General features: G+C 57.7%; 27 protein-coding genes. 11 read left to right on the top strand and 16 right to left on the bottom strand.

Going from position 1 to position 25,272, the window contains the following annotated elements:
• Positions 1 to 394 precede the first annotated feature (394 nt).
• Positions 395 to 1,318 (bottom strand): LysR substrate-binding domain-containing protein, encoded by a 924-nt coding sequence (locus tag ACO08A_RS06105; RefSeq protein WP_422040286.1) that lies wholly within the window; start codon positions 1,316 to 1,318, stop codon positions 395 to 397.
• Positions 1,319 to 1,426: 108 nt separating this feature from the next.
• On the opposite strand from ACO08A_RS06105, the gene ACO08A_RS06100 reads away from it, so the two are divergent.
• The gene (locus ACO08A_RS06100) at positions 1,427 to 2,293 is read left to right on the top strand and encodes a pirin family protein (RefSeq protein WP_422040285.1); all 867 of its coding nucleotides are present in this window, start codon (positions 1,427 to 1,429) and stop codon (positions 2,291 to 2,293) included.
• Positions 2,294 to 2,332: 39 nt separating this feature from the next.
• Positions 2,333 to 2,947, top strand: coding sequence for an isochorismatase family protein (locus tag ACO08A_RS06095; protein ID WP_422040284.1), 615 nt, complete (start codon positions 2,333 to 2,335; stop codon positions 2,945 to 2,947).
• A 245-nt stretch (positions 2,948 to 3,192) separates the two neighbouring features.
• Here ACO08A_RS06095 and ACO08A_RS06090 read toward each other — a convergent pair whose 3' ends face one another.
• Positions 3,193 to 4,782 (bottom strand): GMC family oxidoreductase, encoded by a 1,590-nt coding sequence (locus ACO08A_RS06090; RefSeq protein ID WP_422040283.1) that lies wholly within the window; start codon positions 4,780 to 4,782, stop codon positions 3,193 to 3,195.
• Between the two features lie 68 nt (positions 4,783 to 4,850).
• Positions 4,851 to 5,303, bottom strand: coding sequence for a MarR family winged helix-turn-helix transcriptional regulator (locus tag ACO08A_RS06085; RefSeq protein ID WP_422040282.1), 453 nt, complete (start codon positions 5,301 to 5,303; stop codon positions 4,851 to 4,853).
• Between the two features lie 127 nt (positions 5,304 to 5,430).
• Between ACO08A_RS06085 and ACO08A_RS06080 the strand changes: the two genes are divergently transcribed.
• On the top strand, positions 5,431 to 5,976 hold the full coding sequence (locus ACO08A_RS06080) for a ricin-type beta-trefoil lectin domain protein (RefSeq protein ID WP_422040281.1): 546 nt from the start codon (positions 5,431 to 5,433) through the stop codon (positions 5,974 to 5,976).
• A 34-nt stretch (positions 5,977 to 6,010) separates the two neighbouring features.
• Here ACO08A_RS06080 and ACO08A_RS06075 read toward each other — a convergent pair whose 3' ends face one another.
• Positions 6,011 to 6,949 carry a LysR family transcriptional regulator gene (locus ACO08A_RS06075; RefSeq protein WP_422040280.1) on the bottom strand — a complete coding sequence of 313 codons (939 nt, stop codon included), beginning with the start codon at positions 6,947 to 6,949 and terminating at the stop codon, positions 6,011 to 6,013.
• A gap of 96 nt (positions 6,950 to 7,045) precedes the next feature.
• On the opposite strand from ACO08A_RS06075, the gene ACO08A_RS06070 reads away from it, so the two are divergent.
• Positions 7,046 to 7,513 (top strand): cupin domain-containing protein, encoded by a 468-nt coding sequence (locus ACO08A_RS06070; protein ID WP_421979202.1) that lies wholly within the window; start codon positions 7,046 to 7,048, stop codon positions 7,511 to 7,513.
• A gap of 180 nt (positions 7,514 to 7,693) precedes the next feature.
• Here the strand turns inward: ACO08A_RS06070 and ACO08A_RS06065 are convergent, their stop codons facing one another.
• Together ACO08A_RS06065 and ACO08A_RS06060 are read right to left on the bottom strand one after the other, a co-directional pair.
• Positions 7,694 to 8,677 (bottom strand): LuxR C-terminal-related transcriptional regulator, encoded by a 984-nt coding sequence (locus ACO08A_RS06065; protein WP_422040279.1) that lies wholly within the window; start codon positions 8,675 to 8,677, stop codon positions 7,694 to 7,696.
• A gap of 743 nt (positions 8,678 to 9,420) precedes the next feature.
• Positions 9,421 to 10,014 carry a TetR/AcrR family transcriptional regulator gene (locus ACO08A_RS06060; protein ID WP_299482261.1) on the bottom strand — a complete coding sequence of 198 codons (594 nt, stop codon included), beginning with the start codon at positions 10,012 to 10,014 and terminating at the stop codon, positions 9,421 to 9,423.
• A 321-nt stretch (positions 10,015 to 10,335) separates the two neighbouring features.
• Between ACO08A_RS06060 and ACO08A_RS06055 the strand changes: the two genes are divergently transcribed.
• From ACO08A_RS06055 to ACO08A_RS06025, 7 genes are all read left to right on the top strand, one after another.
• Positions 10,336 to 11,172: an ABC transporter ATP-binding protein gene (locus ACO08A_RS06055; RefSeq protein ID WP_422040278.1), complete on the top strand. Its 837-nt coding sequence runs from the start codon at positions 10,336 to 10,338 to the stop codon at positions 11,170 to 11,172.
• Positions 11,173 to 11,208: 36 nt separating this feature from the next.
• Positions 11,209 to 12,483, top strand: coding sequence for an ABC transporter substrate-binding protein (locus ACO08A_RS06050; RefSeq protein ID WP_422040277.1), 1,275 nt, complete (start codon positions 11,209 to 11,211; stop codon positions 12,481 to 12,483).
• Positions 12,480 to 13,355, top strand: coding sequence for an ABC transporter permease (locus ACO08A_RS06045; RefSeq protein WP_422040276.1), 876 nt, complete (start codon positions 12,480 to 12,482; stop codon positions 13,353 to 13,355). Before ACO08A_RS06050 ends, ACO08A_RS06045 begins: the two co-directional genes overlap by 4 nt.
• A 42-nt stretch (positions 13,356 to 13,397) precedes the next feature.
• Entirely contained in the window at positions 13,398 to 13,937 is a 540-nt protein-coding gene (locus ACO08A_RS06040) for an OsmC family protein (RefSeq protein WP_299482270.1), read from the top strand.
• 74 nt (positions 13,938 to 14,011) lie between these two features.
• On the top strand, positions 14,012 to 15,136 hold the full coding sequence (locus ACO08A_RS06035) for an acyl-CoA dehydrogenase family protein (RefSeq protein WP_422040275.1): 1,125 nt from the start codon (positions 14,012 to 14,014) through the stop codon (positions 15,134 to 15,136).
• Between the two features lie 60 nt (positions 15,137 to 15,196).
• Entirely contained in the window at positions 15,197 to 16,051 is an 855-nt protein-coding gene (locus tag ACO08A_RS06030) for a sulfurtransferase (RefSeq protein WP_422040274.1), read from the top strand.
• A gap of 116 nt (positions 16,052 to 16,167) precedes the next feature.
• A complete protein-coding gene (locus ACO08A_RS06025; protein ID WP_422040273.1) occupies positions 16,168 to 16,791 on the top strand; it encodes a 2-hydroxychromene-2-carboxylate isomerase in 624 nt (207 codons plus the stop codon).
• A gap of 43 nt (positions 16,792 to 16,834) precedes the next feature.
• Here the strand turns inward: ACO08A_RS06025 and ACO08A_RS06020 are convergent, their stop codons facing one another.
• The 10 genes from ACO08A_RS06020 to ntrB form a co-directional block, all read right to left on the bottom strand.
• On the bottom strand, positions 16,835 to 17,299 hold the full coding sequence (locus ACO08A_RS06020) for a nuclear transport factor 2 family protein (protein WP_299482282.1): 465 nt from the start codon (positions 17,297 to 17,299) through the stop codon (positions 16,835 to 16,837).
• A gap of 32 nt (positions 17,300 to 17,331) precedes the next feature.
• Positions 17,332 to 18,234 (bottom strand): FecCD family ABC transporter permease, encoded by a 903-nt coding sequence (locus ACO08A_RS06015; protein ID WP_422040272.1) that lies wholly within the window; start codon positions 18,232 to 18,234, stop codon positions 17,332 to 17,334.
• A gap of 138 nt (positions 18,235 to 18,372) precedes the next feature.
• Positions 18,373 to 19,320 (bottom strand): ABC transporter substrate-binding protein, encoded by a 948-nt coding sequence (locus tag ACO08A_RS06010; RefSeq protein WP_422040271.1) that lies wholly within the window; start codon positions 19,318 to 19,320, stop codon positions 18,373 to 18,375.
• Complete coding sequence (locus tag ACO08A_RS06005) at positions 19,317 to 20,177, bottom strand: ABC transporter ATP-binding protein (RefSeq protein ID WP_422040270.1); 861 nt, start codon at positions 20,175 to 20,177, stop codon at positions 19,317 to 19,319. Before ACO08A_RS06005 ends, ACO08A_RS06010 begins: the two co-directional genes overlap by 4 nt.
• Before the next feature lie 6 nt (positions 20,178 to 20,183).
• Positions 20,184 to 20,627, bottom strand: coding sequence for a DUF1636 family protein (locus tag ACO08A_RS06000; protein WP_422040269.1), 444 nt, complete (start codon positions 20,625 to 20,627; stop codon positions 20,184 to 20,186).
• A gap of 88 nt (positions 20,628 to 20,715) precedes the next feature.
• On the bottom strand, positions 20,716 to 21,837 hold the full coding sequence (locus ACO08A_RS05995; protein ID WP_422040268.1) for a WD40 repeat domain-containing protein: 1,122 nt from the start codon (positions 21,835 to 21,837) through the stop codon (positions 20,716 to 20,718).
• On the bottom strand, positions 21,834 to 22,898 hold the full coding sequence (locus ACO08A_RS05990) for a CobW family GTP-binding protein (RefSeq protein ID WP_422040267.1): 1,065 nt from the start codon (positions 22,896 to 22,898) through the stop codon (positions 21,834 to 21,836). The genes ACO08A_RS05995 and ACO08A_RS05990 overlap by 4 nt, the downstream gene beginning before the upstream one ends.
• A 36-nt stretch (positions 22,899 to 22,934) precedes the next feature.
• On the bottom strand, positions 22,935 to 23,384 hold the full coding sequence (gene cynS / locus ACO08A_RS05985) for a cyanase (protein WP_299483409.1): 450 nt from the start codon (positions 23,382 to 23,384) through the stop codon (positions 22,935 to 22,937).
• The gene (locus ACO08A_RS05980; protein WP_422040266.1) at positions 23,384 to 24,331 is read right to left on the bottom strand and encodes an ABC transporter ATP-binding protein; all 948 of its coding nucleotides are present in this window, start codon (positions 24,329 to 24,331) and stop codon (positions 23,384 to 23,386) included. The genes cynS and ACO08A_RS05980 overlap by 1 nt, the downstream gene beginning before the upstream one ends.
• A gap of 71 nt (positions 24,332 to 24,402) precedes the next feature.
• On the bottom strand, positions 24,403 to 25,254 hold the full coding sequence (gene ntrB, locus ACO08A_RS05975; RefSeq protein WP_422040265.1) for a nitrate ABC transporter permease: 852 nt from the start codon (positions 25,252 to 25,254) through the stop codon (positions 24,403 to 24,405).
• Positions 25,255 to 25,272: the final 18 nt, after the last annotated feature.

Here is a 25,272-nt window from a genome sequence, read left to right as displayed (position 1 = left end):
ATGAATCTTATCGAAATCTAACGCATCGGCATGTTAATTAATCAGCCCTACGTCTCAATATACGAAAAGACTTTGATCAACGCTCATACAGACCTAGACGTTCAAAGCAGATCACTGGTCCGACTTCTGCCTTCCCCGGGTTGACTGACAGGTTGCTCTCGTGACATTCACCCAATTGTCGCGCGAATTTGCTTGTATGAAGGTTCGGTGTTACCGGCCCCTTTGCTTGCCAAACCACTGTCATCTCGATCCTTGTGCGAACCATCTGCCAACGGCATGATCTTCGTGAACGCTTCGTGCGGTGTCCACCGATAGCCGGTGCCGCTGCGCAAACACGTCGCGGACATCGAAGCCAAGAGAGCAGAGTGGTCACTGCCATCGGCTATCATCCGTTCTATTCAATGGCTTTTGTTGCACCCTCAGCCAAAACTGGCGGCAATTCTCGTTTCAAGAATTTGAGGAATGCTTCAATAGCTGGCAACAAGCCTTGGCGAGACGGCATCAACAGGCTGATCTGCGGACTACCCGCAGTCCACGCTGGCAAGGCGCGCACAAGCGATCCTGCCTCCACCTCTGGTCGGCAGACGTAGGAAGGCAGGGCTACGAGCCCGAGGGACGAGGCTGCCGCGTTTTTGAGGGTCGACATATCATCACTGGCGAAACGAACTTGGCAGGGGACAGAGGCGGTTTGCCCATCATCGCCGGTCAGCAGCCATTGGTGCGTTGCTCGCGGTCGGCCAAGAACCAATGCGGGATGATTTGCTAACCTGGCCGGGTCATCAGATTGCTCCAACGTCTTATGGTAATCTGGCGAACAGAACAGGTGCCACTCCACCCGCGCCAGTCGCACCTGAATGAGACTGGAGTCCGGTAGCGTCTCCATATGCCCACGGATTGCGACGTCGATCCCGCCTTTGATCAGGTCCTCTATCTGGTTCGAGGCCCTCTGCACCACTGTTACGCCGGGATTGTCCTGCAAGAAACGTGGGAGGATCTGATAGAGGCCAAACTGCGCCATTCCTACTGAACAGGACACCGCCACGGTCCCTTCGATCCTATTGGTTTTTCGGCGAACGGCCGTTTCGGCGGCTTCAAATCGCGCCAAGGCGTCTTGGGCGTGTCGAAAGTACTCTTCGCCAACCTCTGTCGTCGTAACGACGCGTGATGTGCGTTGCAAGAGGCGCACGCCAAGGTCACTCTCAAGTTGCCGCACGCGGCGGCTGAGCCGCGACTTTGGGATGTTCAGCGATCGCGCAGCTGCTGAAAATCCCCCCTTTTCAACAACCTGAACAAAATAGAAAGCGTCGTTAAGGTCCATGCTGCACCTCTTTTCGTTCTATCAGTAGAACAATATGTTCTGATATTGGCGGATTTTCGATCGATTGTCTCGTTTGTATTGATAGTTCAGTAGATACGAGGGAATGACATGAACACACAAGAGATCGATAAGTTTTCAGGCGTCACCTGCGACCACCATGCACGAAGTGACGGGCGCACGATCAGGATTGGCGATGGCTTTGAAGCCAAAAGCTATCAACACGCGGATTTCCAAGGTCTGATGGATCCGCTGATCATGGTGGATCATTTCCGCATGACAATGCCCACCTTCGGGACACATGCCCATGCTGGGCTCTCCGCAGTCACGGTGGTGTTTGAAGACAGCACCGGCGCCTTCCACAATCGCGATTCCCTTGGAAATGACGTCGACCTGGCCCCCGGTGATCTCTATTGGTTCAAGGCCGCACAAGGGGCCATTCACAATGAAGCACCGCGGCCGGGTGCCAAAACCCATGCGTTGCAGGTTTTCGTCAACCTAGCCAAAGAAAACCGGCATGACGCGCCATCAGCGTTTCACCTTGCTGCCAAGGACATTCAGAAACTGCCGGGCGACCACGCCACCGCACGGCTTGTCCTCGGCGAAAGCAATGGTGTTGCGGGCGCCGCAGCACCGGACATCCCATTGACGTTGCTCGATATTGATATTCAGGCCGGGGGCCAGTTCACGCATCAGGGCGACAGCCGCCACCATGCTTGGATCCTCGGGATCAAAGGCACATCCACCGTGTCGTGGAATGCAGGCACTGCTGATCTGACGCCCGGCAAAGCCATTGCCTTTGCAGGCGCCATCGACATCTCATTTTTCTCCGCAGAGGGTGCGCACGCCGTCCTGTTTCGTGCCCCCCCTCTACGCCAAGCCTTTGTCCAGCGTGGCCCGTTTGCGATGGGCAACGCGGCTGAGCTTGACGCAGTCGAAGCCGACTATCGAGCCGGCCGCCTCGGGTCAATTGACTGAACACAATCCACTCAAGAGCAATCTGAAAAGGAGAAGACCATGACCAATCGACACAACCCGCTCCCCCTGACACGTGACAATACCGCTGTCGTGTTTGTCGACAATCAGGTCGGGCTGATGACCGGCATCCGCGACTATTCGATCGCGGATCTCAAGCACAATATTGTCGGTTTGGCTAAATCCGCAAAGGTCCTCGGCCTGCCGATTGTCACGACCACTACTTCGTCAGAAACACTGTGGGGACCTGCTATTCCGGAATTGACGGGAGTTCTGCCTGACCAGACTTTCATCGACCGAACGACCGTAAATGCCTGGGATGACCCGCGGGTGGAAGAGGCCATTCGCGCAACCGGGCGGAACAAGCTCATTTTCGCGGGTCTCTCCCTCGAGGTCTGCGCCGCGTTGCCCGCAATGCGTGCCGTTCGCGAAGGATTTGAAGCCTATGTCGCCGTGGATGCCAGCGGGACATTCAACATGACGAAGCGCGAAACCGCTTTGGTCCGTTTGACCCAAGCCGGGGTGGTCGTCGCCGATGGCGCAAGCCTTGTGATCGAAATCCTCGCGGACAATGCCAGCAATCAGGCAGGTGAAGTCTACAACGCCCTGGGCATGGATTGGTCGCTGCTCGTCAGTCAGGTCCGACAGAGCGCGTGACTGCGCGCAATCCGTGGGAGACCAGAAATCGGAAGCTTCAGCGGGTCATTTTTGGCTGGATAGTCGTTGTATACGGACCCTACAGCTTCTCCTAGCAGTTACGAAGGGTGGAGAGCTGCCCTTGGTTCTCAAAATTCCACCAGAACTCGGTCCGCGGAGCAGAACTTTGAGTCCTCCAGTCACTTCCCCGGGGAGAAACGGCCCAAAGCTGGCGTCTGCATTGCAGTCGGGCTAGTGTCCGTTTCTCAGGCGCGCGCGGCAATCAAATCGGCCGCCTTCTCCGCGATCATAATGACAGGGGCCTGGGGATGGCCGGTGTTCATGCGGGGCATCACGGAGGCATCGGCGATACTCAGCCCGTCCAGTCCGTGCACTTTTAGATCAGGTGCTACAACGGCGTTTTTGTCCTGACCCATGCGGCAGCTCCCGACCGGATGCCATGATGTGGACGACACTTCCCGAATATTGGCGATCAGGTCTTCGTCGTTTGTCAGGTCGGGACCAGGCGAGATTTCCCGCGGCCTTAGCTCTGCGAAGGCCTCTTGCGACACGACGCGTCGCGCTTGTGCAATGCAGGCAAGCATGAGATCGATATCAGCAGGGTCGCTCAGGTATCCCGGGTCGATCAATGGCCGGTCCAATGGATTGTCAGACACGATCGCAACACGCCCCGTGCTGCGCGGGCGCGTCGGGAAGCCAGAGATTGTAAAACCATGCCGGTCGGGCGGACGCATCTCGGGCGCACCGAGGCTGATGTAAAACGGGATCATCAGCAGTTCGATGTCAGGTGCTTCAACGCCCGGATTGGATTTCAGAAACGCGCCGGATTCAAAATGATTGGTCGTTAGCGGTCCGCGCTCTTCTTCAAACAGGCGTTGGGCGTTAGCAAGGTCTTCCGCGGTGCGCCCGAAGAACGTCAGTGGTTTATCGATCTCCCAACGGCTGCGGTAGTGCAAATGGTCTTGCAGGTTTTTGCCGACGCCGGGCAAATCGTGCCGGACTTCAACCCCGACACTTTGAAGGAGAGCCGCCGGACCAATACCCGAGATCTGAAGAAGATGCGGGGATCCGACAGCACCGGCCGAGAGGACGGTTTCCGGCGCTACCGCACGCTGAACTTGTCCGCGCACAATATAGTTGATCCCAAGAACACGTTTACCCTCCATGACAAAACCAAGCACTGTCGCTCCGGTTGCCACCGTGAGGTTATCCCGATCGGTCGCCAACCTGAGATATGTGCGCGCGGTGCTGCCACGCTTGTTGTCCTTTAAAGTCGCCGGAAAATACCCGCAGCCTTCTATGTCCTCACCATTCAAATCATCATTGAACGGAATGCCCGCTTGCCGGCAGGCCGAGAGGAAAATCTCAGTCAGCGGCGATTTCTCGCTTTGTTCGGTAACCGTCAAGGGGCCGGCATCTCCATGGACGTCCGTCTGTCCTGATCCTTGCCAGTTCTCCGCCTTGCGAAAATAAGGAAGAACGTCCTCCCATCCCCAACCCGTCGCCCCGAGCTGTTGCCAGGTGTTGTAATCAGAAGGATGCCCTCTCAGATAAATCATGTAATTGATTGAGCCGGTTCCTCCGATACCCCGGCCACGCGGATAGTTGATTTGGCGTTTTGAAAGATGATCCTGCGGTCCTGTTCGGAACCCCCAGTCGAAACGTGTATTCGTCAATGCGCCAAAGGTGGCTGGTGTCGCTACGCGCGGGTCGTTGTCATCACCTCCTGCCTCGAGCAGGAGGACGCGCCGTTTGGGGTCTTCGCTCAACCTGCTCGCAAGCACGCATCCAGCAGTGCCAGCGCCAACAACGATAACGTCGAATTGGTCTGCCATTGAAAACCCTCCCTTGCGAATTCAAGAATACTTGAAATCAAAGGGCCGTCGAGGACCTCGTTTACCGCCTAGCCCCCGCGCTGCTCTTTCTCCGGCTTCGACCCGCCCAACGTGTCCCTGAGCCTTGTGGCAAGTGCCGTGAATGTTTCGGCCCGGGTGTCACCAAGTGCGGAGGTGATCAGGGCGGTCGCCTCTTGCCAGACAATCCGCACTTTTTCCAAGACCGCCCGGCCGTCCGGTGTCAGATCAAGAATGTCGCTGCGGCGGTTCTCGGGATTTGTGCTTTGCGTGATGAAGCCCAGCGCCACCAGCCGTTCCGTCATGGAGCTCATGCTGCCTGCCGAAACATCGAACTGTTTTGCCAGATGCCCCTGTGAGGTTGGCCCGATCCGGGACAAGGCATCCAGAATCAGAGCCTGCCGGTGACGGACTCCGGTTGGTCTCAGCAGGATTTCAACCCGCTTTTCCAACAAAGTGGCTGAATGCAAAACAGGGTGGAGGTCTACCGGTATTCGTTTCATGGCCTGACAGCGTTGCAAAAACTCTCGTCATGACACTTAACAGTCACAATGTTCTGATGTAAATAGTTTGAATTAGAACAATTCTGATCCTTGTAATTCCAGTTCCAAGTTTCCTAGGAGTATCGTCATGAAGTCCCTTTTCAGGATAGCGCTTGCGGCTCTCGGCCTCGGAGTGCTTGCCGTTCCGGCGCAATCAACTGAAAACCTGGTTGAAGTCCAACTCATCGACAGGTTGGACGACGCGCGCGGGTACTGTCTGGACATAGCGGGCGGGCGTGGCAAGAACGCACCGCTGGACAAGGGTTTGCAGGCCCACACCTGCTACAATTACACGGGCGGCATCCTGGAAGATCAGGGCTTTGATGAAGCGCTGATCGCCAAGGGTGAGTTCCGCATACCCTACTTCGATGTCTGTATGGCAGTCCCATCCATTGAAGCCGGAGCGCCGATTGTGCTCGGTTCATGCACCGGCACAGACACGCAGAAATTCACCCTGAAAGACAATGGACAGTTTGTCACCCAGGCCGACCCGAAGCTATGCGTAACAGTCAACAGCACGGAAAAACGCGAAGGACGCGGCGGCTCTCCGATCCACGTGATGCGCCCTTTGACGCTCCAGCCCTGTGACAACGCCAACAAGAGCTACCAAACCTGGTCTCTGTTCCGATTGTAGAAGCATTCGATGAACAGCAGTCTGTCCGGTTTTACTAAGCATCGTCATAGGACTTCAGCAGGTCGCATATCTGCTCGCGAAGCCATTGGTGCGGGGGGCTGACCGAGTATCGACGATGCCAGATCAAAAAGAGACGGGCTGGATCGACTGGCACTGGCGGCCGAAAGATCTCAAAGTCCACAGAACCAGCCACACGATTTGCGAGCGCGGTTGGCAGCAACGCAATTAAGTCCGAACCCGCCACAGCACGATATACTCCGGAGAATACCGGAAGCGTCATTCTAATGTCGCGGCTGCGTCCGACGCGCGCCAGCGCCTCATCGCCAACGCCCGTCGGGTGGCCCTCCGTTGAAAACAGGACGTGACCCAGTTCACAAAAGAGACCTAAAGGCATCACGTCACCTTTCTTGATTCCACTTTCAATAAGCCTTGGGTGCTTTTTGCGGGCAATGACTGAAAAAGAAGCGCTGAACACCGGCACTCCTTCAGCCCAATCAGGCAATTGCGTTTCTGGCAAGAGCGCAAAATCAACCTCGTAACGTGCCAACGCCCCAACACGGTCGTCTGGAACAAGGTCCACAAGGTGAACACGCATCGACGGTGCAAGAAGTGCCAAATGTTCAGCCAGTTGCGGCATTAGCATTTCTGCGAAGAAATCGCTTCCAGAGATACGAAACGTCGTCTCGGAAAATGCAGGATCAAACGCCGCCCGCTGGCCGATAAGCAACTCAATGCGTCCCAGAATTTCCTGAAGCGGATCCCGCAGAGACAGTGCAAATTCGGTTGCCTCAAGCCTTTGTCCGCTTCTGAAGAACAGATCATCTTCCAGTGCCACGCGGAGCCTGCCAAGTGCTCCAGAAACAGCCGACTGGGAAAGACCTAAACGTTCTCCAGCCTTGACAGTCGAATGCTCGATGAGAAGCGCATCCAGCACGCGCAAAAGATTGAGGTCGAAGGTAGATAAATTGGCCATGCCAATTAATACTATCAAAATAATCGGTTTAACAGATTTATTGGTCTCGAATACCGTTTGCTGTGTTCACCGCTCGCAAAGAGAAGGAGCCTCAGCATGTCGGATCGTCCTCGTACCTACAATGTCCTGAATATTCTCATGAAGTTTCATGCGTTTCCATCTGAGACGATGGGCAAGTTCTGTTTCGTTGAATGCCTGGTCCCTGTTGGTGCAGGCGCACCACCCAATCACCATGCAGGAGAGACGGAATCGTTCTATGTGACCGAGGGTCAAATAGGCTTCATGGTTGATGGAGAAGAGTTTTTGGCGGGGCCGGGCGATCATGTGGCGATCCCGGACGGTGCAGTTCATGCGTTTCAGGCAGTTGGCGACACGCCCGCACGGGTCTTGATCATCAACGCGCCAGGGATGATGCACGACAGATTTTTCACCGGTATCGGACAACCTTTGCCCGAGGGCCAGACTGACCTGCCAACGCCAAGTGAGCCCGATATTCCATCTGTCTTCGCGATGGCACAGGAAGTCGGCATGACACTTGTCACTCCCCAACCTGAGCCCGCTTAACCGCAAAAAGATCGTAAACACAAAAAGGTACGTGGCACCTGGCGTGCGCGTATCAACAACCAGATTAGTAACAACGGCCCGGAGCGGACTTTCGTGCAAATTACAGCAGAGGTCCGTTCCGAACCCATACTTGCCAAGTTTTTGCATGGCGTCCGTATGGCAGCTATTTCCACGCAATCTTCAGGTCGAAAAGCCGATAATCAACCGCAAGAGCTCGATCTGGCTGTTCACACCAATTTTTTCGAACACGCGCCTAAGGTGCGTACGTGCGGTGTTTTTGGTGACGCCCAAAACCTTGGCGGCCTCGGAGAGTTCCATGCCTTTGGCAATCAATCTGACAATATCAGTCTGCGCCTTTGAGAGCGCGAAGATTGCCTGTACAACATCAATCTGTTTTGAGAGATCGCTGCCTTGCCCAAACAGAATGTACACACGTGCATCGGAAACTTTTACCCAACAAAGCATCAAGCCGCCGTCTTCGTTTTCACCTAAGACGACCGGATACTTGACCTCACCTCCACCAGCACTTTTCGCGCGATTGTAGTTTCCGAACGCGGTTAGATTGTGAGCGCCAGAGATAGCGTTATAGAGTTCTGCATTCCACGACGGCTTCGAGGCCCGGAGTTTTCCGTTGCTGAGTGCAAGGCCCCCGAAATTCTTCAGCTCCATGTCAGCGGCATCATTCATCCATAGAACACGGCCATCGACGGCGACCTCTAGTGCCGGATCCTCAGTGTCGCGGAGCGGTTCTGCCCAGCAGCCATGAAAGAGAATTCTCCATTCTCCATTTCTGCGCTCCAAGAGGCGAAAATTGTGCGAATGGCTTGGTGTTGCACGCGGATTGGACGCGCTTGTGACGATCTCCTCATATGTCGCCCAGGCGAGGCCGTCACTTATTTGGATTTCGAGATTGTCGATCCGCACATTTGCTTGGACCGGATCGGGTTCGGCGTCCATTGCTTCAAACACGTTCCGACAAAACTCATCGAACGAACGCGCAATCTGCATCGTTCCGCATTCCATGACGCTTCGAAAACGAGTGTCGTCGATCCAACATGTCAGCCAAGTGCCCCTGTCACGCGCGAGATAGCTTTCTATGTCGGTTTCAAGCACCTTCCGGATAGCATCATGTTCATTGAGTTCAGTGATCGTGGGCTGCGGCATACCTAAAGGCTCGTGGTAGATTTAGAAGATGCTACTCCGGCAATGGGCCAACGCAAAGCGCGCGCCGTACGGATACTTTGAGCCCTGGCGAAGGCTTTTCCGACAGTCGTGAAAACTGCCTTTGCGCCACTGCGATCAGTTCCTCCGAAAAACTCAAAGTACGCGTCCTGTTCTGCCGTAGTGCGCCCCGCGAAGTCGCCGTATGTTTTGGCATTCCGTGAGATGTTTGCCCAGTTCGCCATTGTCTTGCTCCAAGTTTCAGATCCTTGGAATTGACTAGCATTGATTGAAACGGAGCTTTGTCATCTGCGCAGACGACAAGCGCCTATTTTCAGCAGAAATACTGCTGAAAGCCGACGTTCGTTGTTCCAAACTGATGTCCGCTTCCCGCCCATCCGGTGAATTTGCCGCGCCCAAAATGAACGTCTGCTTTCGGGCGCAAGCTTCAACGCGGTGAATGTCCGAAACGTGGGCGCAAAACGGACGTAAACCGCAAAATGATGGAATGTCCGCTCCGGGCCGATTCCTGACATTGTCTCTTCCGGCCCAGAGCGGAGGTTGGTGTCGCTTCGATAAGGAACTTGATCAGCTATCAAGCACCAACTGTGCGTTTGGCAACACGGGCGCCGAGGACTCTCTCAGGGTCAATTCAACATCGACCGGATTATGAAGCGAAACCTCTTCTCCATTAACTGGGAAGACACGATGCGGACACGAGCGCTGGCCTCTTTTGTAGGTCCCGCTCACTTCATCAAAATGCGCGCAGCGGCGTTTCGGGCGTGGGTTGCAACGTCTGGGTCGCGTGTAATCAGCGCGGCAACGATGGCGCCGTCAATCAGAAGCGCGAGTTCATGGGTCAGACCTTCCGGATCATGCGGCCTGGCTTCCTTTGCAAGCTCCCGGATCTTGTCCAGCACGATCTTCTTGTGGCGGAGCGCGATCTCGCGCATCCGGTCGTCCTCTTTGTCGTGCTCACCGACCGCGTTTATGAACGGGCAGCCGAAAAAGCTCTCTTCGGCGAACCATTCGCGCAGGACATCGAAGAGATTGACCAGCTTGTTGGTGGCGTCTCCCGGAATGGCGTCCACCTTGGCGACGAACCAGTCCCGCCAGAGGCTTCCCTCGCGTTCGAGCACGGCTTCGACGAGTCCCTCTTTTGATCCGAAGGCCTTGTAGAGCGTTGTCTTCGCCGTCCCGGCGGCAGCAACCACTGCGTCGACGCCGGTGACATTGATCCCCTGACGGCAAAACAGGTCGCAGGCCGCGAGCAACAACCGTTCCCGGGCGCTCGAGCGCTCCAGATCGGACAAAAACGAAGGGGACAGTGCGTCGGTCAAGGGGCACCTTCTTCAGAAAAAAGAATACAGATCTGTAGCCTTCTTTACCCGATCAATGTGTCAAACTCAAGCTGGAACGTCTGCGTTTCAGGTGTACCCGAAGTACACCAGACTTAATTTTAGGCGCTGTTGATCGCTCGGTTTGCGGCTGAATTGGGCAATCTTTCAAGCAAGCGTTCCGTCTCTCCGCGCTAACTCTCTCGTCTTGCTCGCAAAACAGCGCTTTGGGCGATTTGGCACGACTCCTGCTTATGAGGAAACAGACCTGTTTGTTTTCATGGGCACGCCCCAGATGTTGACCACAGAGAGCCGGAGCTTTGCATGACCTTCAAGGGTGCGCATATCCAAGCGAGCGGAATAGGCCACACCTACAAGCGTGGCGGTATGAAAGCGCTGGACGGCATCGAGCTTGAGATTCAGCCGGGCGAGGCCGTCGCCTTTGTCGGGCGCTCGGGCTGCGGAAAGTCAACGCTGCTACACATCCTGTGCGGCCTGTCGCAACCGACCACCGGCACCGTTTCCATCGACGGCGCAACAGTGACCGGGCCAAACCCGTCCTGGGTCATGATGTTTCAGGCGCCAAGCCTCTATCCCTGGATGAACGTTGAACAGAATGTGTCGCTCGGCCTTCGCTTCAACAACCGGATGAAGGAAGCGTCGCGCCGCGTGCCCGAACTTCTTGATCTGGTCGAGCTCTCTGAATTTGCCAAGCGCAACGTGCAGGACCTTTCGGGTGGACAGCAACAACGCGTCGCACTCGCCCGCTCGCTCATGCTGAGCCCGCGCGTGCTGCTGCTCGACGAGCCACTGTCAGCGCTCGATGCCTTCACCCGCCACGCGCTTCAGCGAGACATCAGGCGGATCGCCCAGTCCATGGGGATCACGTTGATCATCGTCACGCATGACATCAACGAAGCGGTGATGATGGCGGACCGGGCCCTTGTCATGCAGGCCGAGCCCGGGCGGATTCATTCGGTTGTCGCGAACCCGATCGAGGGCGAGCGGACACCCTCCAGCGCGGAATTCGCTTCCGTGCGGAGCGAACTCGTTTCCGCTTACGAGAAGGCCGCAGGACTGGAGATGGCGGACGCGGCCAGACAATCGGCTTCCATTCCGCTCACGCAGACGGGACGGGCGGCTATCCGGGCCGTCAACTGACTGCGGCGCGGCAGGTTTCAACAAAGAGGGGACATCATGGTCAAGGACACGAACGGACGCGACAAGAACGACGACACCGATCTGGATTGGGATGACGACTACATTGCCTCGGACTTTACCCGCCGCCAGACACTGGACATGTTTGCAGCTGGTGGCCTGATGGCGGCACTTGCGCCGCTGATTGGCGGGTTGTCCTCGCCGGCCTTTGCGAGTGCCGACGATGAAACTGTCAAGATCGGCTACCTTCCGATCACCGATGCCACCGCTCTTCTGGTCGCGCATGGCATGGGCTATTTCGAGGAGGAAGGCCTCAAGGCTGATCGCCCGACACTGATCCGCGGCTGGTCGCCGCTGGTCGAAGGCTTCGTGTCCAACAAATTCAACCTTGTGCATTTCCTGAAGCCGATCCCGGTCTGGATGCGCTACAACAACAAGATCCCGGTCAAGCTGATGGCCTGGGCGCATACCAACGGGTCTGCCCTGGTTGTGGGTGGGCATACGGATATCACCGATTTCAGCCAGCTTGGCGGAAAACAGGTTGCCGTGCCGTTCTGGTACTCCATGCACAACATCGTTCTGCAATACGCCTTGCGCAAATCCGGCATCACGCCGGTCATCAAGGCCGAGGGGGAAGCCCTTGCTCCCAACGAGTGCAATCTGCAAATCCTGCCGCCACCTGAAATGCCGGCTTCGCTTGCCAGCCGCAAGATCGATGCGTTCATCGTTGCCGAACCCTTCAACGCCATGGGCGAACTCAAAGCCGGTGGCCGGGTCCTGCGTTTTACCGGCGACATCTGGAAGAACCATCCCTGCTGCGTGATCTGCATGCATGAGCAGGCAACCAGCGAAAAGCAGGAATGGACCCAGAAAGTCATGAACGCCGTGGTCAAGGCGCAGATTTACGCATCCCAGAACAAGGCCGAGGCTGCCCGGCTGATGTCGAAAGACGGCGAAGGCTATCTGCCGATGCCGGCTCCGATCGTCGAGCGTGCCATGACGCTCTATCAGGATGACAGCGGCTACATTGACACCGGTGCGATCAAGCACGCGGAAAGCTGGGGCAATGGCCGGATCGACTTCCAGCCCTGGCCCTATCCCTCCGCAACACGGCTGATCGTCGAGGAGATGAACAACACCGTCGTCGGAGGGGACACAACCTTCCTGAAGGGTCTCGACCCGCAATTCGTGGCCGATGATCTCGTGGAATACAGCTACGTCAAGAACGCTCTGGAGAAGTTCCCAGAATGGAAAAACGACCCCTCGGTCAACCCTGGTGATCCGTTCAACCGCGAGGAGATCCTGGAGCTGTGAGCCAGTCGTCTCTGATTGCGGACGAAGTATCGGCGGTCCCGGTCACGGAAACGGGTCCCGGAGCCGTCGAGAAAGAAGAACAACGGTCTGAGCCGGGGTGGATCGTCCGTCAGCTGGAAGGGCTTGCCTACGCCATCGGTGGCATGGTGCTGCTGCTCGCTGTCTGGTGGGTTGGTGGCTGGCTGGTGCAGAACAATCCGAGACTGTTCGCATTCGCCGATTTCGCGCCGGTCCCGGCCTTTGCAAGGTTGGGCGATATGCTCTGGAGCGGCGAGGCCTATCAGATGACCATGCCGAGCCTCTACCGGATCGGCGCTGGTCTTCTGTGGGCCATTGTCCTCGGGGTGCCGGTCGGCATTCTGATCGGCTGGTTCGCTCAGGCCAGGAAGCTGACCAACATCCCGTTCCAGTTTCTTAGGATGATCTCGCCGCTTTCCTGGATGCCGATTGCCGTCATGGCGTTCGCCACCTGGGACGGCGCAATCGTCTTCCTGATCTCTGTCGCTGCCATTTGGCCGATCCTGTTTTCAACGGCCGCCGGTCTTCGCCGGGTCGATCCGGCCTGGTTCAAGGTGGCCCGCAATCTGGGAGCACGGCCGTGGCACATGCTCTTCACGATAATCCTGCCGGCGATTTCGCAGGATATCCTGACTGGCATCCGGCTTGCGCTTGGCGTTGCCTGGATCGTGCTGGTCCCGGCGGAATATCTCGGGGTCACCTCCGGGCTCGGCTACGCGATCAACGATGCACGCGACACGCTGGAATACGACCGGCTCGCCGCCACCGTGATCATTATCGGAACCATCGGATTTCTATTGGACTTCCTCTGTCAGCAGGCCATCGCGCGTCTCAGCTGGCACCGGGAAGACTAAACCAGGCTCTCAAGACACGGGGCCAATGCAAAGGAGAGAGAAATGTCCAGTCAACCCGCAACCGTCCTGACCGGATGCCTTGCACCCATCGACAAGGATGGGCTTGAAGGCCTGATTGAAAAGGGCAAGGCCGATCCGAAAGCGGTCAAGACGCTCAAGTGCAAGACCGTCGCGGAAGGCAAGTTCAGGCACGCGAACTACATTCGCGACCTGGAACCTTACATCGTCGACGAACCGCCGGGCCTTCTGGGCGACGACACGGCTCCGAACCCGTCCGAGGCCTCCCTGGCGGCTCTTGGTTCCTGCATTGCCGTCGGCCTGCACGCCAATGCGATCCACCGCGGCATCACGATCAACTCCCTTGAGGTGGAACTTGAAGGCGACCTCAACATCACGGCTGTCTGGGGTACCGGCGACGTCAGCGAGAAACCGGTCGGCTTCACCGATGTCCGCCTGATCGTGCACATGGACGCAGATGCACCGCAGGAAACCATCGATGAACTGATCGCTCATGTCTGCCAGTGGTCGCCGGTGTTCAACACCTTCTCGCGCCCCGTCAACATGGTTGCGCAGTCTGCATGAAACACAGCACCCGCCGTCTTTGGCGGCGGGTTTCGCCAGCGTTTGTGAATCCCAGTAGAAGGTGAGTTGGTCCCATGAACATTCAGCCCATGCCCATTGCCGCATCAGCGATGGAAGAGCCCTCGATTGTTGACGAGGTCGCCAGCCTGGCCGCGTCCGATCTCGCGCCACTTGTTCTGGATATTGACCAGAAGGGGCACTATCCGGAAGCGTTCATGCGGGCGATTGGCAGGCTCGGCGCGTTCAGCCCCCATGCTTCCATGGATGGCGGTACGCCGGATCTGGAGACCTCGATCCGGGCAATGTCGGCGGTGAGCGAACACTGCACCTCAACGGCGTTTTGCGTCTGGTGTCAGGACGCGCTCGCCTGGTACATCGCCACCAGCGACAACGAGTTCCTGAAACAGACGATCGGCAAGGACCTCACGAATGGCAAGGGGCTGGGAGGGACGGGCCTTTCCAACCCGATGAAGACGATTTTCGGCATCGAAAAGCTCAAGCTGAAGGCCGAGAAGGTCGACGGCGGGTATTCCGTGACCGGCACATTGCCCTGGGTCTCGAACCTGGGTGACAGCCATCATTTCGCGGTCGTGTTCGCCGTCCCCGGCGACACGCCCAGGATGGTCATGGCGGTTGCCGAATGTTTCGGCGAAGGCGTCAAGATCACCGCAAACGACGAATTCGTTGCGATGGATGGCACTCGCACATTCGCGATCCAATTCCGCAAAGCCTTCATTCCGGAAAAGCACATCCTCGCCGATCCGGTGACGGAGTACATTCCGCGTATCCGCGCGGGTTTCATTCTGCTTCAATCCGGTATGGCGTTCGGCCTTATCAAGAACTGCATCGAACTGATGGAACAGGCTGGAACAACCCTGTCGCATGTGAATTGCTACCTGCCCGAACAGCCGGACTATTTCCGCGACAGGCTTGCCGAGCTTGAAACGGAAGTGTTTGAGCTCTCAAAAACACCCTTCGAGAAAGACCCGGCCTATTTCATTCGCGTCATCAAGGCACGGCTGGCCGCGGGTGAACTGTCCGTTGCCGCGGCCAATGCCGCAATGCTCCATTGCGGCGCACGGGGCTATGTTCGCCAGGGGGCAGCGCAGCGCCGCCTCCGCGAGGCCTATTTCGTCGCAATCGTGACCCCGGCGACCAAGCAGCTCCGCAAGATGCTCGCGGATTTCGGCGCGGCCTGACAACCGTCATCAGTGCCGGAAAGACCTCCAGACAAGTTTCAGAGTGAACAGGAGAAACGCATGACTGACACCCCCTTGATCAGCCCCGCCGAAGTCGCGCAACTGATGCAGACAGAGCCCTGTGTCGTCATTGACACGCGGGACCCGGAGTCCTATGCGGCGGGCCATATTCCGGGCGCTGTGAACGTGCATGACATTTTCACTTATCTGGCGACGTCTTCGCCGGAGGGAATTGCGGAACTCAAGGGCAAGTTCGAGGACGCGTTTGGTGCGGCTGGCCTTTCGGGTGAAGAGACGGCGATCATCTACGAGCAATCCATGAACACCGGTTTCGGTCAGTCCTGCCGGGGTTATTTCCTGCTGCAATATCTGGGCTATCCGAAGATCGCGGTGCTGCACGGCGGCTTCGAGGCCTGGACGGCCGCCGAAATGCCCGTCTCTTCCGAGGGCGTAGCACCTGAACCCAAAACTTTCCCGTCCTCGGAGACCGGCATGAGCCTGATGATGGGGGTCGAGGACATGCTCGCGGCAGTGAAGGACGAAAGCGTCGTCAAACTCGATGTCCGCGATATTGATGAATGGATCGCGGAGAGTTCCTCGCCTTACGGCAAGGATTTCTGCCCGCGCAAGGGCCGTATCCCCGGCGCGAAATGGATCGAGTGGTATCGCATGATGAAACCGACACCGTCCGGCCCGATGATCAAGAGCAAGGAGGAGGTGCTGGCGGAATGCGCGACGGTCGGCATCATGCCGGATACGCCGGTTGCGCTCTACTGTTTCAAGGGTGCGCGCGCGTCCAACACCTATCTCGCGCTCAAGGAAGCCGGGGTTAAGGACGTGAAGATCTATTTCGGTTCCTGGAATGAATGGTCTCGCGACCCGGCATTGCCGATCGAAGAGGGGCTGCCTTACTGAGCGCAGTCGTTCAAGGCGCGGGACATTGTGGCCCGCGCCGTTCTTCTTGCAGCTTTTCACTGAACCTCAGCAACAGGATCCGTCGCGGTCTCAAGCGGCGGTGACGGGCAGGGCGAATGGAAACCATCACATACTTCTACGCTCCCATTTCCGGATACGCATACCTCGGTGAGAAACGGCTGATGGGGATTGCGGCTGAAGCCGGCGCCAAGGTCGATTTTCAGCCCGTCGACATCCAGAAGGTGTTTGCCGCGGCAGGAGCGACCCCGCCGCCCAAACAATCCCAGACGCGCCTCAACTATCGCTACATGGATTTGCGGCGAAGTGCCGAACGGCTTGGCTTGCCGATCAATCCTAAGCCGAAACACTGGCCTGTTCCGGTGGAGTTGCCTGCGCGCCTTGTCCACGCGGCGCAGGCACTCGGCATGGAGCCGCATATCGTTTCGTTTGCCATGCTTGAAGCGGTCTATGCGCGGGAACTGGACCTGACGGATCATGAAGTGGTCGAGGAACTGGTTCACGCCTTGCCCCTCGATGGCAAGGCATTGTGGACGGAAGCAACGGGTGACGCAGCTGCGAAGCGGTATGTAAGCGCAACTGAAGCGGCAATTGCACAAGGTGTTCCCGGTTCGCCGACCTACGTCCTAGGAGGCGAGATGTTCTTCGGGCAGGACAGGCTCGATATGCTGGCCTGGCGGCTGGGTGTTGCAGATCCGCTCCTCAGTACGGTCTCGGTGTAATAAACAGGAGCGCCGTTTGACGGCATTCCTAGAAACTGGAGCTCTACAATCCGAGGTCGCTCAGCCCAGGATGATCGTCCGGCCGGCGGCCTTGCGGCCAGCGAAACTTTCTTTCCTCTTCTGAGATCGGCACGTCGTTGATGCTGGCGTGCCGGACGGCCATGTAGCCTTCGGCATCAAACTCCCAGTTCTCGTTTCCATACGAGCGGAACCAGTTGCCATCCGCGTCATGCCACTCATACGCAAAACGCACCGCGATCCGGTTTTCGGTGAAGGCCCACAGTTCCTTGATCAGGCGGTATTCAAGTTCCTTGGCCCATTTGCGGGTCAGGAACGCTTCGATCTCCGCGCGTCCGACGGGAAACTCGGATCGGTTGCGCCAGCGGCTGTCCGGCGTGTAAGCCTGTGCAACTTTTGCCGGATCGCGTCCGTTCCAGCCATCTTCGGCGGCACGTATCTTGGCAATTGCGGTTTCACGGGAAAATGGCGGAAATGGAGGTCGGCTCATCTGGATTTCTCCTGGAATTGAAACAAGACAGGTTAGAGGCGTCTCACGAGACCGAGCACGAAAAGCGCACCGATCGATGTTGTGACGATGCCGATTGGCAACTCCTGGGGACTCAGGATTGTCCGGGCGACGATATCGCTCGAGAGCAGGATCGCAGCCCCCAGAATGGCGGACAGGATCACCAGATTGGCATGCAGTGGCCCGGTCAGGCTCCGTGCGAGATGCGGTACCATCAGACCGACGAAGCCGATCACGCCCGTGATGGACACAAAGGCGGCGGTGGAAAAGGCGCAGACAAGAAACGTCGCCCTGCGCAGCCATTCCACATCAACGCCGAGGGTAGCGGCGGTTTCATCCCCTGCCAGCAGACTGTCGAACTGACGATGCCGCAGAAGCGCAAAAACGAACACCGCGAGAAACCCGACCAGGGCGATAGGAAGCAGGTTCCATCGCGCCAGCCCGAGGCCGCCAAGCGTCCAGAAGAGGACAGAATGCGCGGCACGCTGATCTCCTGCGAACACCATGTAGTTCGTCAGCGCCATGAACAAAAACGAAACGGCGAGACCCGCGAGAATGAGCCGCGCCGGCCCGCCCGGCAAAAGCTTCGACACCAGGACCAGAACGATCACCGACGCCATCATGCCGCCCATGAAGGCCGCGAGTGGCAGCGTCCAGAAGCCGAGCACGTCGCCGGTGACCGTGATTACCAGGACTGCGCCTGCCGCAGCCCCCGACGACAGACCAAACAGGAAAGGGTCTGCAAGATCGTTTCGGGTCACTGTTTGCAGCAGGCAGCCGACGACACCCAATCCGGCTCCGGCGAGGATTGCCAGGAGCGCACGGGGAAGCCGAAGATCAACGACGATACGATCAAGCGGTGAAATGCTCTGTGATGCCTGTCCGGTGACGGCGTTCACGAGAGCGTCGACCACCATGGGGATGCCAAGTGAGACTGACCCGACAGCAATTGCGATGAGTGCAAGCCCAACAAGAAGCGCGAGCCCTATCAGGATCCAATAAGTTGGTTTCAATTCCAAATGCCGGGTCAGAAGTTCATGGGTGTGCCAGGACCCTCAGAATGAGCCTGGATACATCGCCTCTGCGATCTTCGAAATGGCTGCAATGTTCGACGGCCCTGGAGTCAGCTCTTCATAGCGAAGCGGGACGTAGCGCTCGTTTTGAACAGCGTCAGTCAAGGACATGATCGGATGTTCCTTCAGGAACTTCATCAGGCCTTCAGCGCCGGAGCCATCCTGATAATCCAGGAGAACGAGAAACTGAGGATTGGCCGCGGCAACGGCTTCCCAGGACGTTGTGCCCCAGCTGGTTTCCATGTCGCTCATGACGTTCTTGCCGCCGGCCGCTTCGATCATTGCCGTTGTGATAGCATAGCGCCCGGCCGTGAAGGGCTTGTCCGTGCCGCTATCATAAAGAAAGACCCGCAGTCTGTTTTCGTCCGGGATCGCGGTGTCGATTTCCAAGAGGTCCGATTTCCAGCCGGCGACGAGCGCTTCGGCTTCCTCTTTCTTGTCGAATACGGTTCCGAGCCGCACCATGTCGTCAAAGAGAAGATCCATGGACGCAACCGGGCGGTCTTCGTGAAGATGCACGCAGCTTTCTGTTAGAACGAGTGTCTGGATGCCCTGTGCTTCCAGCGTGTCCGGGGTGACTTCGCCGCCAGGCCGCATGCCGTAGTACCAGCCTGCAACAAACAGGTCCGGAGAGGCGGCGATCAGGTTTTCCATAGTCGGATATTTGGGCGCGAGTTCCGGAATATCGCCGCGCTTTTCGTCAAAGTCCGGACTTGTCTTGTACCAGCCCGTGATCCCGGTCAGGCCGACAATCTTGTCCTGAAGACCAAGTGCAAAGGCCATTTCGGACATATTGATGTCGTGGACCACAACCCGCTCCGGAACACTTGCGAATGCCAGTTCGGTGCCGCAATTGTCGACGGTGACCGGCTCAGCCAGCGCGGAGGTAGCAAGCAGCGCCAGGGGTGCTGTAATCAAAAGTGCTTTCATTGGAAACGGCCTTTCGGGTTTGTTGGAAAATCGGTGAGGCTCAAGTTGCGCGTCCGGACAATTGGCACGTCCAGAACCGGGATCGATGCGCCGCTTACGGGATTCGGCAAGCGATGCAGGTCGACATCGAAGACGGCCCGGACGCGTTCGCTGGTCAGCGCCTCGATCGGTGTGCCAAGAGCGATCAGACGGCCGTTTTCAAGAACCGCGACGTGATCGGCGAAATCATCCACGAGCGTGAGGTCGTGCAGGGAGGCAACCACGGCGATCCCCAAAGACGCGACCAAACTCAGCAATTCTCCTCGCGCGCTCGGGTCAAGATGATTGGTCGGCTCATCCAGAACCAGAAGGGACGGGCGTTGGCAGAGCGCCCGTGCGAGCATCGTTCTCTGCCGCTCGCCGCCGGACAGGTTCTGCATCTTCCGGCTCGCGAAGCCTTCAAGGCCAACGATGCGGAGCGCCTCATCGACCCGTTGATCCTGGCAACCCGGTTTCAGGCCACCGTGCGGCATCAGACCAAGGGCCACGTACTGTTTGACACTGAGCCGCCCGTCGGGTTCGCTTGACTGACCCACATAGGCAATGTGGCGGGCACGTTCGTGGCAGCTGAAACCCTCCATTGGTGCGCCGTTCAGCTTGACGTCGCCGTGATCAGCGCGCGTCAGACCGGCGATCATCCTGATCAGGCTGGTTTTGCCGGCACCGTTCCGGCCCACAAGCGCGAGAATTTCACCCGGCATGACGGACAGCGTGACCCTGTCGACAAGCCAGATCGCTTCATTCGTTGACGACTTCCTGGTGTGGAAAGAGGCGGCGTTCAGTTCGAGCACAGGCGACAGGGGACAATATGCATTCATCACAGACTACCTGCCATCACAGCACGTTGAGGGTTTTTTGCTTGGATGCCCGCCCACGCCGAATGCCGGAATGCGCGCAAGTGTCTTGTTGAGCAAAGCGATCGGGCGCTCTGTCGCGCTGCACCAGCCCGTCTCGAGCTCGGCATACTGGTGCGCGAACCGGACCAGTGCGTCGAGACTGCCGTCAGGATCGATGTCTCCGAAAAGATAGCCCGCCTTTCCATCGGCTTGGTAAGCGATCGTGCAGGGACGATTGCACCCGGCCATGCATTCGACCCCGGAGAGTTCAAAGGGTTTGGAACACGGTTTCGCGTCGAGCGCCTTTTGCAGCCGGGAGATCAGTCGTCCCCCGGGTGAGACGGTTTCATTGCCGCGTGGGTCGTTCGTCGTATCCGCTCGCTCGCGGCACTTGGTGCAGATATGGATCCTGTGCGTCGTGACTGTACTCAAGTCCCTGTGCTTTCCGTAAAACGTGCTTCAATCGTGACCCGTCTTGCGCGTGGAGGCTTTCGGCGGAAGTGCCGACCACCAGGCGCTGCTATTGCACTTTCAGTTCTCCAACAGTGATGAGGTCGAGCGTTCCCGAACGTGTGCCGGCAGCAAGCACCTGGCCGCCCTTGACCCAGTCCAGCGCTGAAATTTCCTGGTCGTCCGCAATACGTGCGTAGGCCGCTTCACCCTTTTGAAGACCGCCGATCAAAACGGTTCCGGTTGTATAACCACCGGCAACAAGTCTGCGGTTTGGATGCGAAGCGACGCTGGTCACGCGGCCCGAATAGACATACCCGATTTCCACGGGAGGAAGACGGCCAGGTCCCACATCACCGAATGGCCATGCAGTGATGACATCGGCACCTGAACAGACAAGTTTCGCCGGACCATTGTCAGGACCAGTCCATTCGAGTTCGTGTATTTTTGCCGGATAACCGCCCAGCCGATAATCCTTGCCGCTCACAAGGTCCCACACATGAAGTTCGCGTTCTTGCGTCGCGGACACGACGAAGCGGCCGTCCGGCGACCATGACACGCCGATATGGTACCCCTTCCAGCGCAGGATTTCGCCTTTGCCGGAACCGTCCAGGGGCCACAAGGTAATGCCGTCATAGTGGCTGACGGCAAGTCGTCTTCCGTCCGGTGAAAATGCCAGCCCGGACAGGCTGCTCGGGTGCTCAGTAAACTGAAAGTCGCTTGCTCCGGCTTCACTGGCACTGGTCGGCAATACGAACGCTGTTTTCCCGGAAACAAAGGCGATGTATCCGGTTTTTGGCGCTGTTGTGAGTGACGAAAGCCACTGGCCGCTTGAAGAAAACAAAAGACTGCTGGCACCCGAACTCAGGTCGTGCGCATAGAGTTTGTTGTCCTGCGCGATCGAGTAGAGCGTGTTCTCCAGTCCGGCCAAGCCTGTGACAGCCGCACCATGGGCGGTCAGCTCGGGACCGGTAAACCCGTCACCGCCGAAAACGGCCAGACCGCCATTGCCGAGGCCGACCGCGACACCGCACCCCGCCAGATCACATGGCAGTCCCTTGATCGCCGTAACATTTGCGGCAACATCGAGCCTCTTATGGGTGATGCCGTAGGCGACGCGTGTCGTGCCCTGGTCCACAGCGCCCGGTAGCGGCATCGGCATTTCGGTTTCCGGAACAGCCGAGAGGGTCATGCTGCCTCCCGGGCCACGGCACAGCCGGAAAAGGCTTCGCTAAGCGCCGCCTCATCGAGATTGCGGCCTATGAAAACAAGCCGGCTTACCGGCGTGGGCATTTCCCAGGTTGCCCCCCATTCGGAATCCATGACCATGTGAACGCCCTGAAAGACATAGCGACGCTCGTCGCCAGCGATTTTCAGGATGCCCTTGCTGCGGAAAATATCGGTGCCACGTTCGCGGATGAGCGTTCTCATCCACTCGGAGAAGCGCCTCGCATCGATGGGTTCGTTGCAGGTGAGAGAAACGGAGGTGATGCTGTCGTCATGCTCGTGGTCTTCGGGGTCTTCTTCCAGAAAACCGGGCTCGAGTTCGAGCAGCTTCTGCAAGTCGAATGATCCCTGATCGAGGATCTCGGCGAGATCGACACCGGACTTGCTGGTGGTGAACAGGCGCGCGTGCGGATTGATCTGGCGGACTTTTGACTTGACCGCTTCCAGCCCGGCCTCATCGACCAGATCAAGCTTGTTGATGATCAGGACGTCGGCAAAGGCAACCTGTTCCTCGGCCTCGTGCTGACTGTCGACTTTGCTCAGAAAGTGTTTGGCGTCGATCAGCGTGACGACCGTGTCGAGTTTGACACGGTCCCGCAAATCGTCGTCGACGAAGAAGGTCTGGACGACCGGGCCGGGATCGGCGAGACCCGTGGTCTCTACCAGAATACCGTCGAAATCCTCCGCACGATCCATCAAGCCTGAGAGAATGCGTATCAGATCACCCCGAACCGTGCAGCAGATGCAGCCGTTGTTCATCTCGAAGATCTCTTCTTCGGCATCGAGCACCAGTTCGTTGTCGATCCCTTCTTCGCCGAACTCATTGACGACAACTGCATAGCGCTTGCCGTGCTGCTCGGTGAGAATACGGTTCAACAGCGTGGTCTTGCCCGCTCCAAGGTAGCCCGTGAGGATTGTCACTGGTGTCTTGCCGGATGAGCCCTTGACGGGCACCGTGCGTGCATCGTCCTGGCAAACCTCTTCCGCGCAAGCTGACCCACCGGATTCGTTGAGAATTTCTGACATGTCTTACGAGCTCCCTTGAAGTGATGCTTGCCTGGTTCAGTATGTTTTGTAGGGGAGGAATTTGCCCGACATCGTGACCTTGACGCGGTCGCCCTTCGGATCGGGGATGCGGCTGATGTCCATATCGAAATCGATGGCGGACATGATGCCGTCTCCGAACTCCTCCTCGATAAGGCCCTTCATCGTGGTGCCGTAGATCATGACGATTTCATAAAGCCGGTAGATCAGAGGATCGGTCGGAACGGAACTTGGCAGCGAGCCGCGATAGGGCACGGTCATCAGCTGGGCGATTTCCTCTTCGGAGAAGTTGATCCCGATGGCCGCGCCGGCTGCCTCGGCCTGTTCCTTGGAAAGGGAAATCTGGCCAAGCAGAGCTGCTGTCGTCCATTCCTTTGACTGGCCGACGGAATCTGCAATCTCGCTCCACTTCTTGCCGTTCAGGGTTTTGTAGGCGACGATCTTCTCGGTTAGTTCTTCACGCGAAATCATGATGCTTTCTTCTCCTGTGTCGCCGAAGCGTCGTTTGACGGTAGGGATTGCTCGCCGCTCGTGCCTGATGCGGCAGCCGGACGGGCGATGGGGGGATTGCGGGGGTCGAAATCGGCGGCGGAAATCTCCGCGGCGAAATTCTTCGACCGGTTGACCAGAAATTCGATCAGGTGATTGCGCATCGGATAGTAGTTTTCATGCGTGTGCATGTCGGATCGCGTCCGGGTCTTGGGCAGCGTGTTTTCAACGATCTCGCAAACCCGCGCTTCCGGACCATTCGTCATGAGCACGATCCGGTCGGCAAGAAGGATCGCCTCGTCGATATCGTGCGTGATCATGAAGGACGTCTGGTTGGTTGCCTTGCAGATCGTGACAAGTTCATCCTGGAGGCTGCCTCGCGTCAGGGCGTCGAGTGCAGAGAAAGGCTCGTCCATGAGAAGGATCTTCGGCTCGATGGAGAAGGCGCGTGCAATGCCGACACGCTGTTTCATGCCACCGGAAAGCTGCGCGGGCTTTTTGTCCTCGGACCCTGTCAGATGCACCATGTCGATGTATTTCTGGCACTGCTTGCGCACATCGGCGCTGCTCCAGTTCGGCCAGCGGGATTCAACGGCAAACGCAATGTTGGTCATGGCCGACATCCACGGCATAAGCGCATGCCCCTGAAACACGACGGCCCTGTCCAGGCTCGGTCCGGAGATCTCTTTCCCATCGACAATCACGTGGCCGGAGGAGGGGCCGTCGAGACCTGCCAGAATGTTCAGGAGTGTGGTCTTGCCGCAGCCCGAATGACCTATGAGACAGACGAACTCACCTTCGGCGACCGTAAAACTGACGTCTCCGAAAATTTGTGTTTCGCCCTTGTCTCCGGGATTGGGAAACCGACGTTCCAGCCCCTCGACCTGGATCATCTTGCGCAAAGGGGTGTCGGGCTTATCGGCCATTTCGGTTCCTTGGGAGACGGAGTTCGACTTGGGAGGTGTGAATTGGATCGGTGCTTCGGACATGGGACGGCCTATTCCGCATAGGCGACGAGTTTCGCCGCGTGCGCCAGAAGGATGTCCAGGAACATGCCCACGAGGCCGATAAAGACGATCGCGGACACCACGCCCGTAATCGACAGGTTGTTCCACTCGTTCCAGACGAAGTATCCGATCCCCGTGCCGCCAACGAGCATCTCGGCGGCGACGATCACCAGCCAGGCGATACCGATCGAAATGCGCATGCCTGTGAGGATTGTCGGAGCCGCCGCCGGCAAGATGACGCGGAATGCCGTTCGAAGCGGATTGACTTCAAGTGTCTTTGCAACGTTCAGCCATTCCTTGCGCACGTTGGCGACACCGAAAGCCGTGTTAATCAGCATTGGCCAGATTGAGCAGATGAAAATTACGAAGATCGCGGACAGGCTGGAGTCCTTGATGGTGTAGAGAGCCAACGGCATCCAGGCGAGCGGGGACACCGGTTTCAAAAGCTGGATGAAGGGATTAAGCGCCTGATAGACGACAGGACTCATGCCGATCAGAAAGCCGAGCGGGACGGCAAGCAACGCGGCGAGACCGAAACCGGTGAGGACGCGGAACAGCGAATAGGCCAGCTGAATGCCGATGCCCTTGTCATTTGGGCCGGCGTCGTAGAACGGGTCTGAAATATGCTGCCAGAGTTCTGCACCCACTTCATGCGGTTTCGGCAAGGCGCTGTCGCCTTCGGTGGCCTGTTTGCCCAGCAACGCGGCGTATTCAGGATCCAGTCCTTCCGCGGCGGGCCCTTGCTGCGCCACCACGAGCATGTGCCAGCCGAAAAGAAACAGCAGCAGGATCACGATGGACAAAAGTCCTGCCTTCAGTCCGAAATTGTTCGTTGTTGTCATGCCCGCTCTGCTCTTTCT

The organism is Roseibium sp., from assembly GCF_965232425.1.
Lineage (GTDB): Bacteria > Pseudomonadota > Alphaproteobacteria > Rhizobiales > Stappiaceae > Roseibium.
The sequence above is the reverse complement of the archived record's forward strand: the minus strand, read 5'-3'. Positions and strand labels throughout refer to the sequence as shown.

Excerpts from the sequence above, each read along its gene's own strand:
- ACO08A_RS06105 (WP_422040286.1), bottom strand. The coding sequence starts at position 1,318 with ATGGACCTTAACGACGCTTTCTATTTTGTTCAGGTTGTTGAAAAGGGG.
- ACO08A_RS06100 (WP_422040285.1), top strand. The coding sequence starts at position 1,427 with ATGAACACACAAGAGATCGATAAGTTTTCAGGCGTCACCTGCGACCAC.
- ACO08A_RS06095 (WP_422040284.1), top strand. The coding sequence starts at position 2,333 with ATGACCAATCGACACAACCCGCTCCCCCTGACACGTGACAATACCGCT.
- ACO08A_RS06090 (WP_422040283.1), bottom strand. The coding sequence starts at position 4,782 with ATGGCAGACCAATTCGACGTTATCGTTGTTGGCGCTGGCACTGCTGGA.
- ACO08A_RS06085 (WP_422040282.1), bottom strand. The coding sequence starts at position 5,303 with ATGAAACGAATACCGGTAGACCTCCACCCTGTTTTGCATTCAGCCACT.
- ACO08A_RS06080 (WP_422040281.1), top strand. The coding sequence starts at position 5,431 with ATGAAGTCCCTTTTCAGGATAGCGCTTGCGGCTCTCGGCCTCGGAGTG.
- ACO08A_RS06075 (WP_422040280.1), bottom strand. The coding sequence starts at position 6,949 with ATGGCCAATTTATCTACCTTCGACCTCAATCTTTTGCGCGTGCTGGAT.
- ACO08A_RS06070 (WP_421979202.1), top strand. The coding sequence starts at position 7,046 with ATGTCGGATCGTCCTCGTACCTACAATGTCCTGAATATTCTCATGAAG.
- ACO08A_RS06065 (WP_422040279.1), bottom strand. The coding sequence starts at position 8,677 with ATGCCGCAGCCCACGATCACTGAACTCAATGAACATGATGCTATCCGG.
- ACO08A_RS06055 (WP_422040278.1), top strand. The coding sequence starts at position 10,336 with ATGACCTTCAAGGGTGCGCATATCCAAGCGAGCGGAATAGGCCACACC.
- ACO08A_RS06050 (WP_422040277.1), top strand. The coding sequence starts at position 11,209 with ATGGTCAAGGACACGAACGGACGCGACAAGAACGACGACACCGATCTG.
- ACO08A_RS06040 (WP_299482270.1), top strand. The coding sequence starts at position 13,398 with ATGTCCAGTCAACCCGCAACCGTCCTGACCGGATGCCTTGCACCCATC.
- ACO08A_RS06035 (WP_422040275.1), top strand. The coding sequence starts at position 14,012 with ATGAACATTCAGCCCATGCCCATTGCCGCATCAGCGATGGAAGAGCCC.
- ACO08A_RS06030 (WP_422040274.1), top strand. The coding sequence starts at position 15,197 with ATGACTGACACCCCCTTGATCAGCCCCGCCGAAGTCGCGCAACTGATG.
- ACO08A_RS06025 (WP_422040273.1), top strand. The coding sequence starts at position 16,168 with ATGGAAACCATCACATACTTCTACGCTCCCATTTCCGGATACGCATAC.
- ACO08A_RS06020 (WP_299482282.1), bottom strand. The coding sequence starts at position 17,299 with ATGAGCCGACCTCCATTTCCGCCATTTTCCCGTGAAACCGCAATTGCC.
- ACO08A_RS06015 (WP_422040272.1), bottom strand. The coding sequence starts at position 18,234 with ATGGTGGTCGACGCTCTCGTGAACGCCGTCACCGGACAGGCATCACAG.
- ACO08A_RS06010 (WP_422040271.1), bottom strand. The coding sequence starts at position 19,320 with ATGAAAGCACTTTTGATTACAGCACCCCTGGCGCTGCTTGCTACCTCC.
- ACO08A_RS06005 (WP_422040270.1), bottom strand. The coding sequence starts at position 20,177 with ATGAATGCATATTGTCCCCTGTCGCCTGTGCTCGAACTGAACGCCGCC.
- ACO08A_RS05995 (WP_422040268.1), bottom strand. The coding sequence starts at position 21,837 with ATGACCCTCTCGGCTGTTCCGGAAACCGAAATGCCGATGCCGCTACCG.
- ACO08A_RS05990 (WP_422040267.1), bottom strand. The coding sequence starts at position 22,898 with ATGTCAGAAATTCTCAACGAATCCGGTGGGTCAGCTTGCGCGGAAGAG.
- ACO08A_RS05980 (WP_422040266.1), bottom strand. The coding sequence starts at position 24,331 with ATGGCCGATAAGCCCGACACCCCTTTGCGCAAGATGATCCAGGTCGAG.
- ntrB (WP_422040265.1), bottom strand. The coding sequence starts at position 25,254 with ATGACAACAACGAACAATTTCGGACTGAAGGCAGGACTTTTGTCCATC.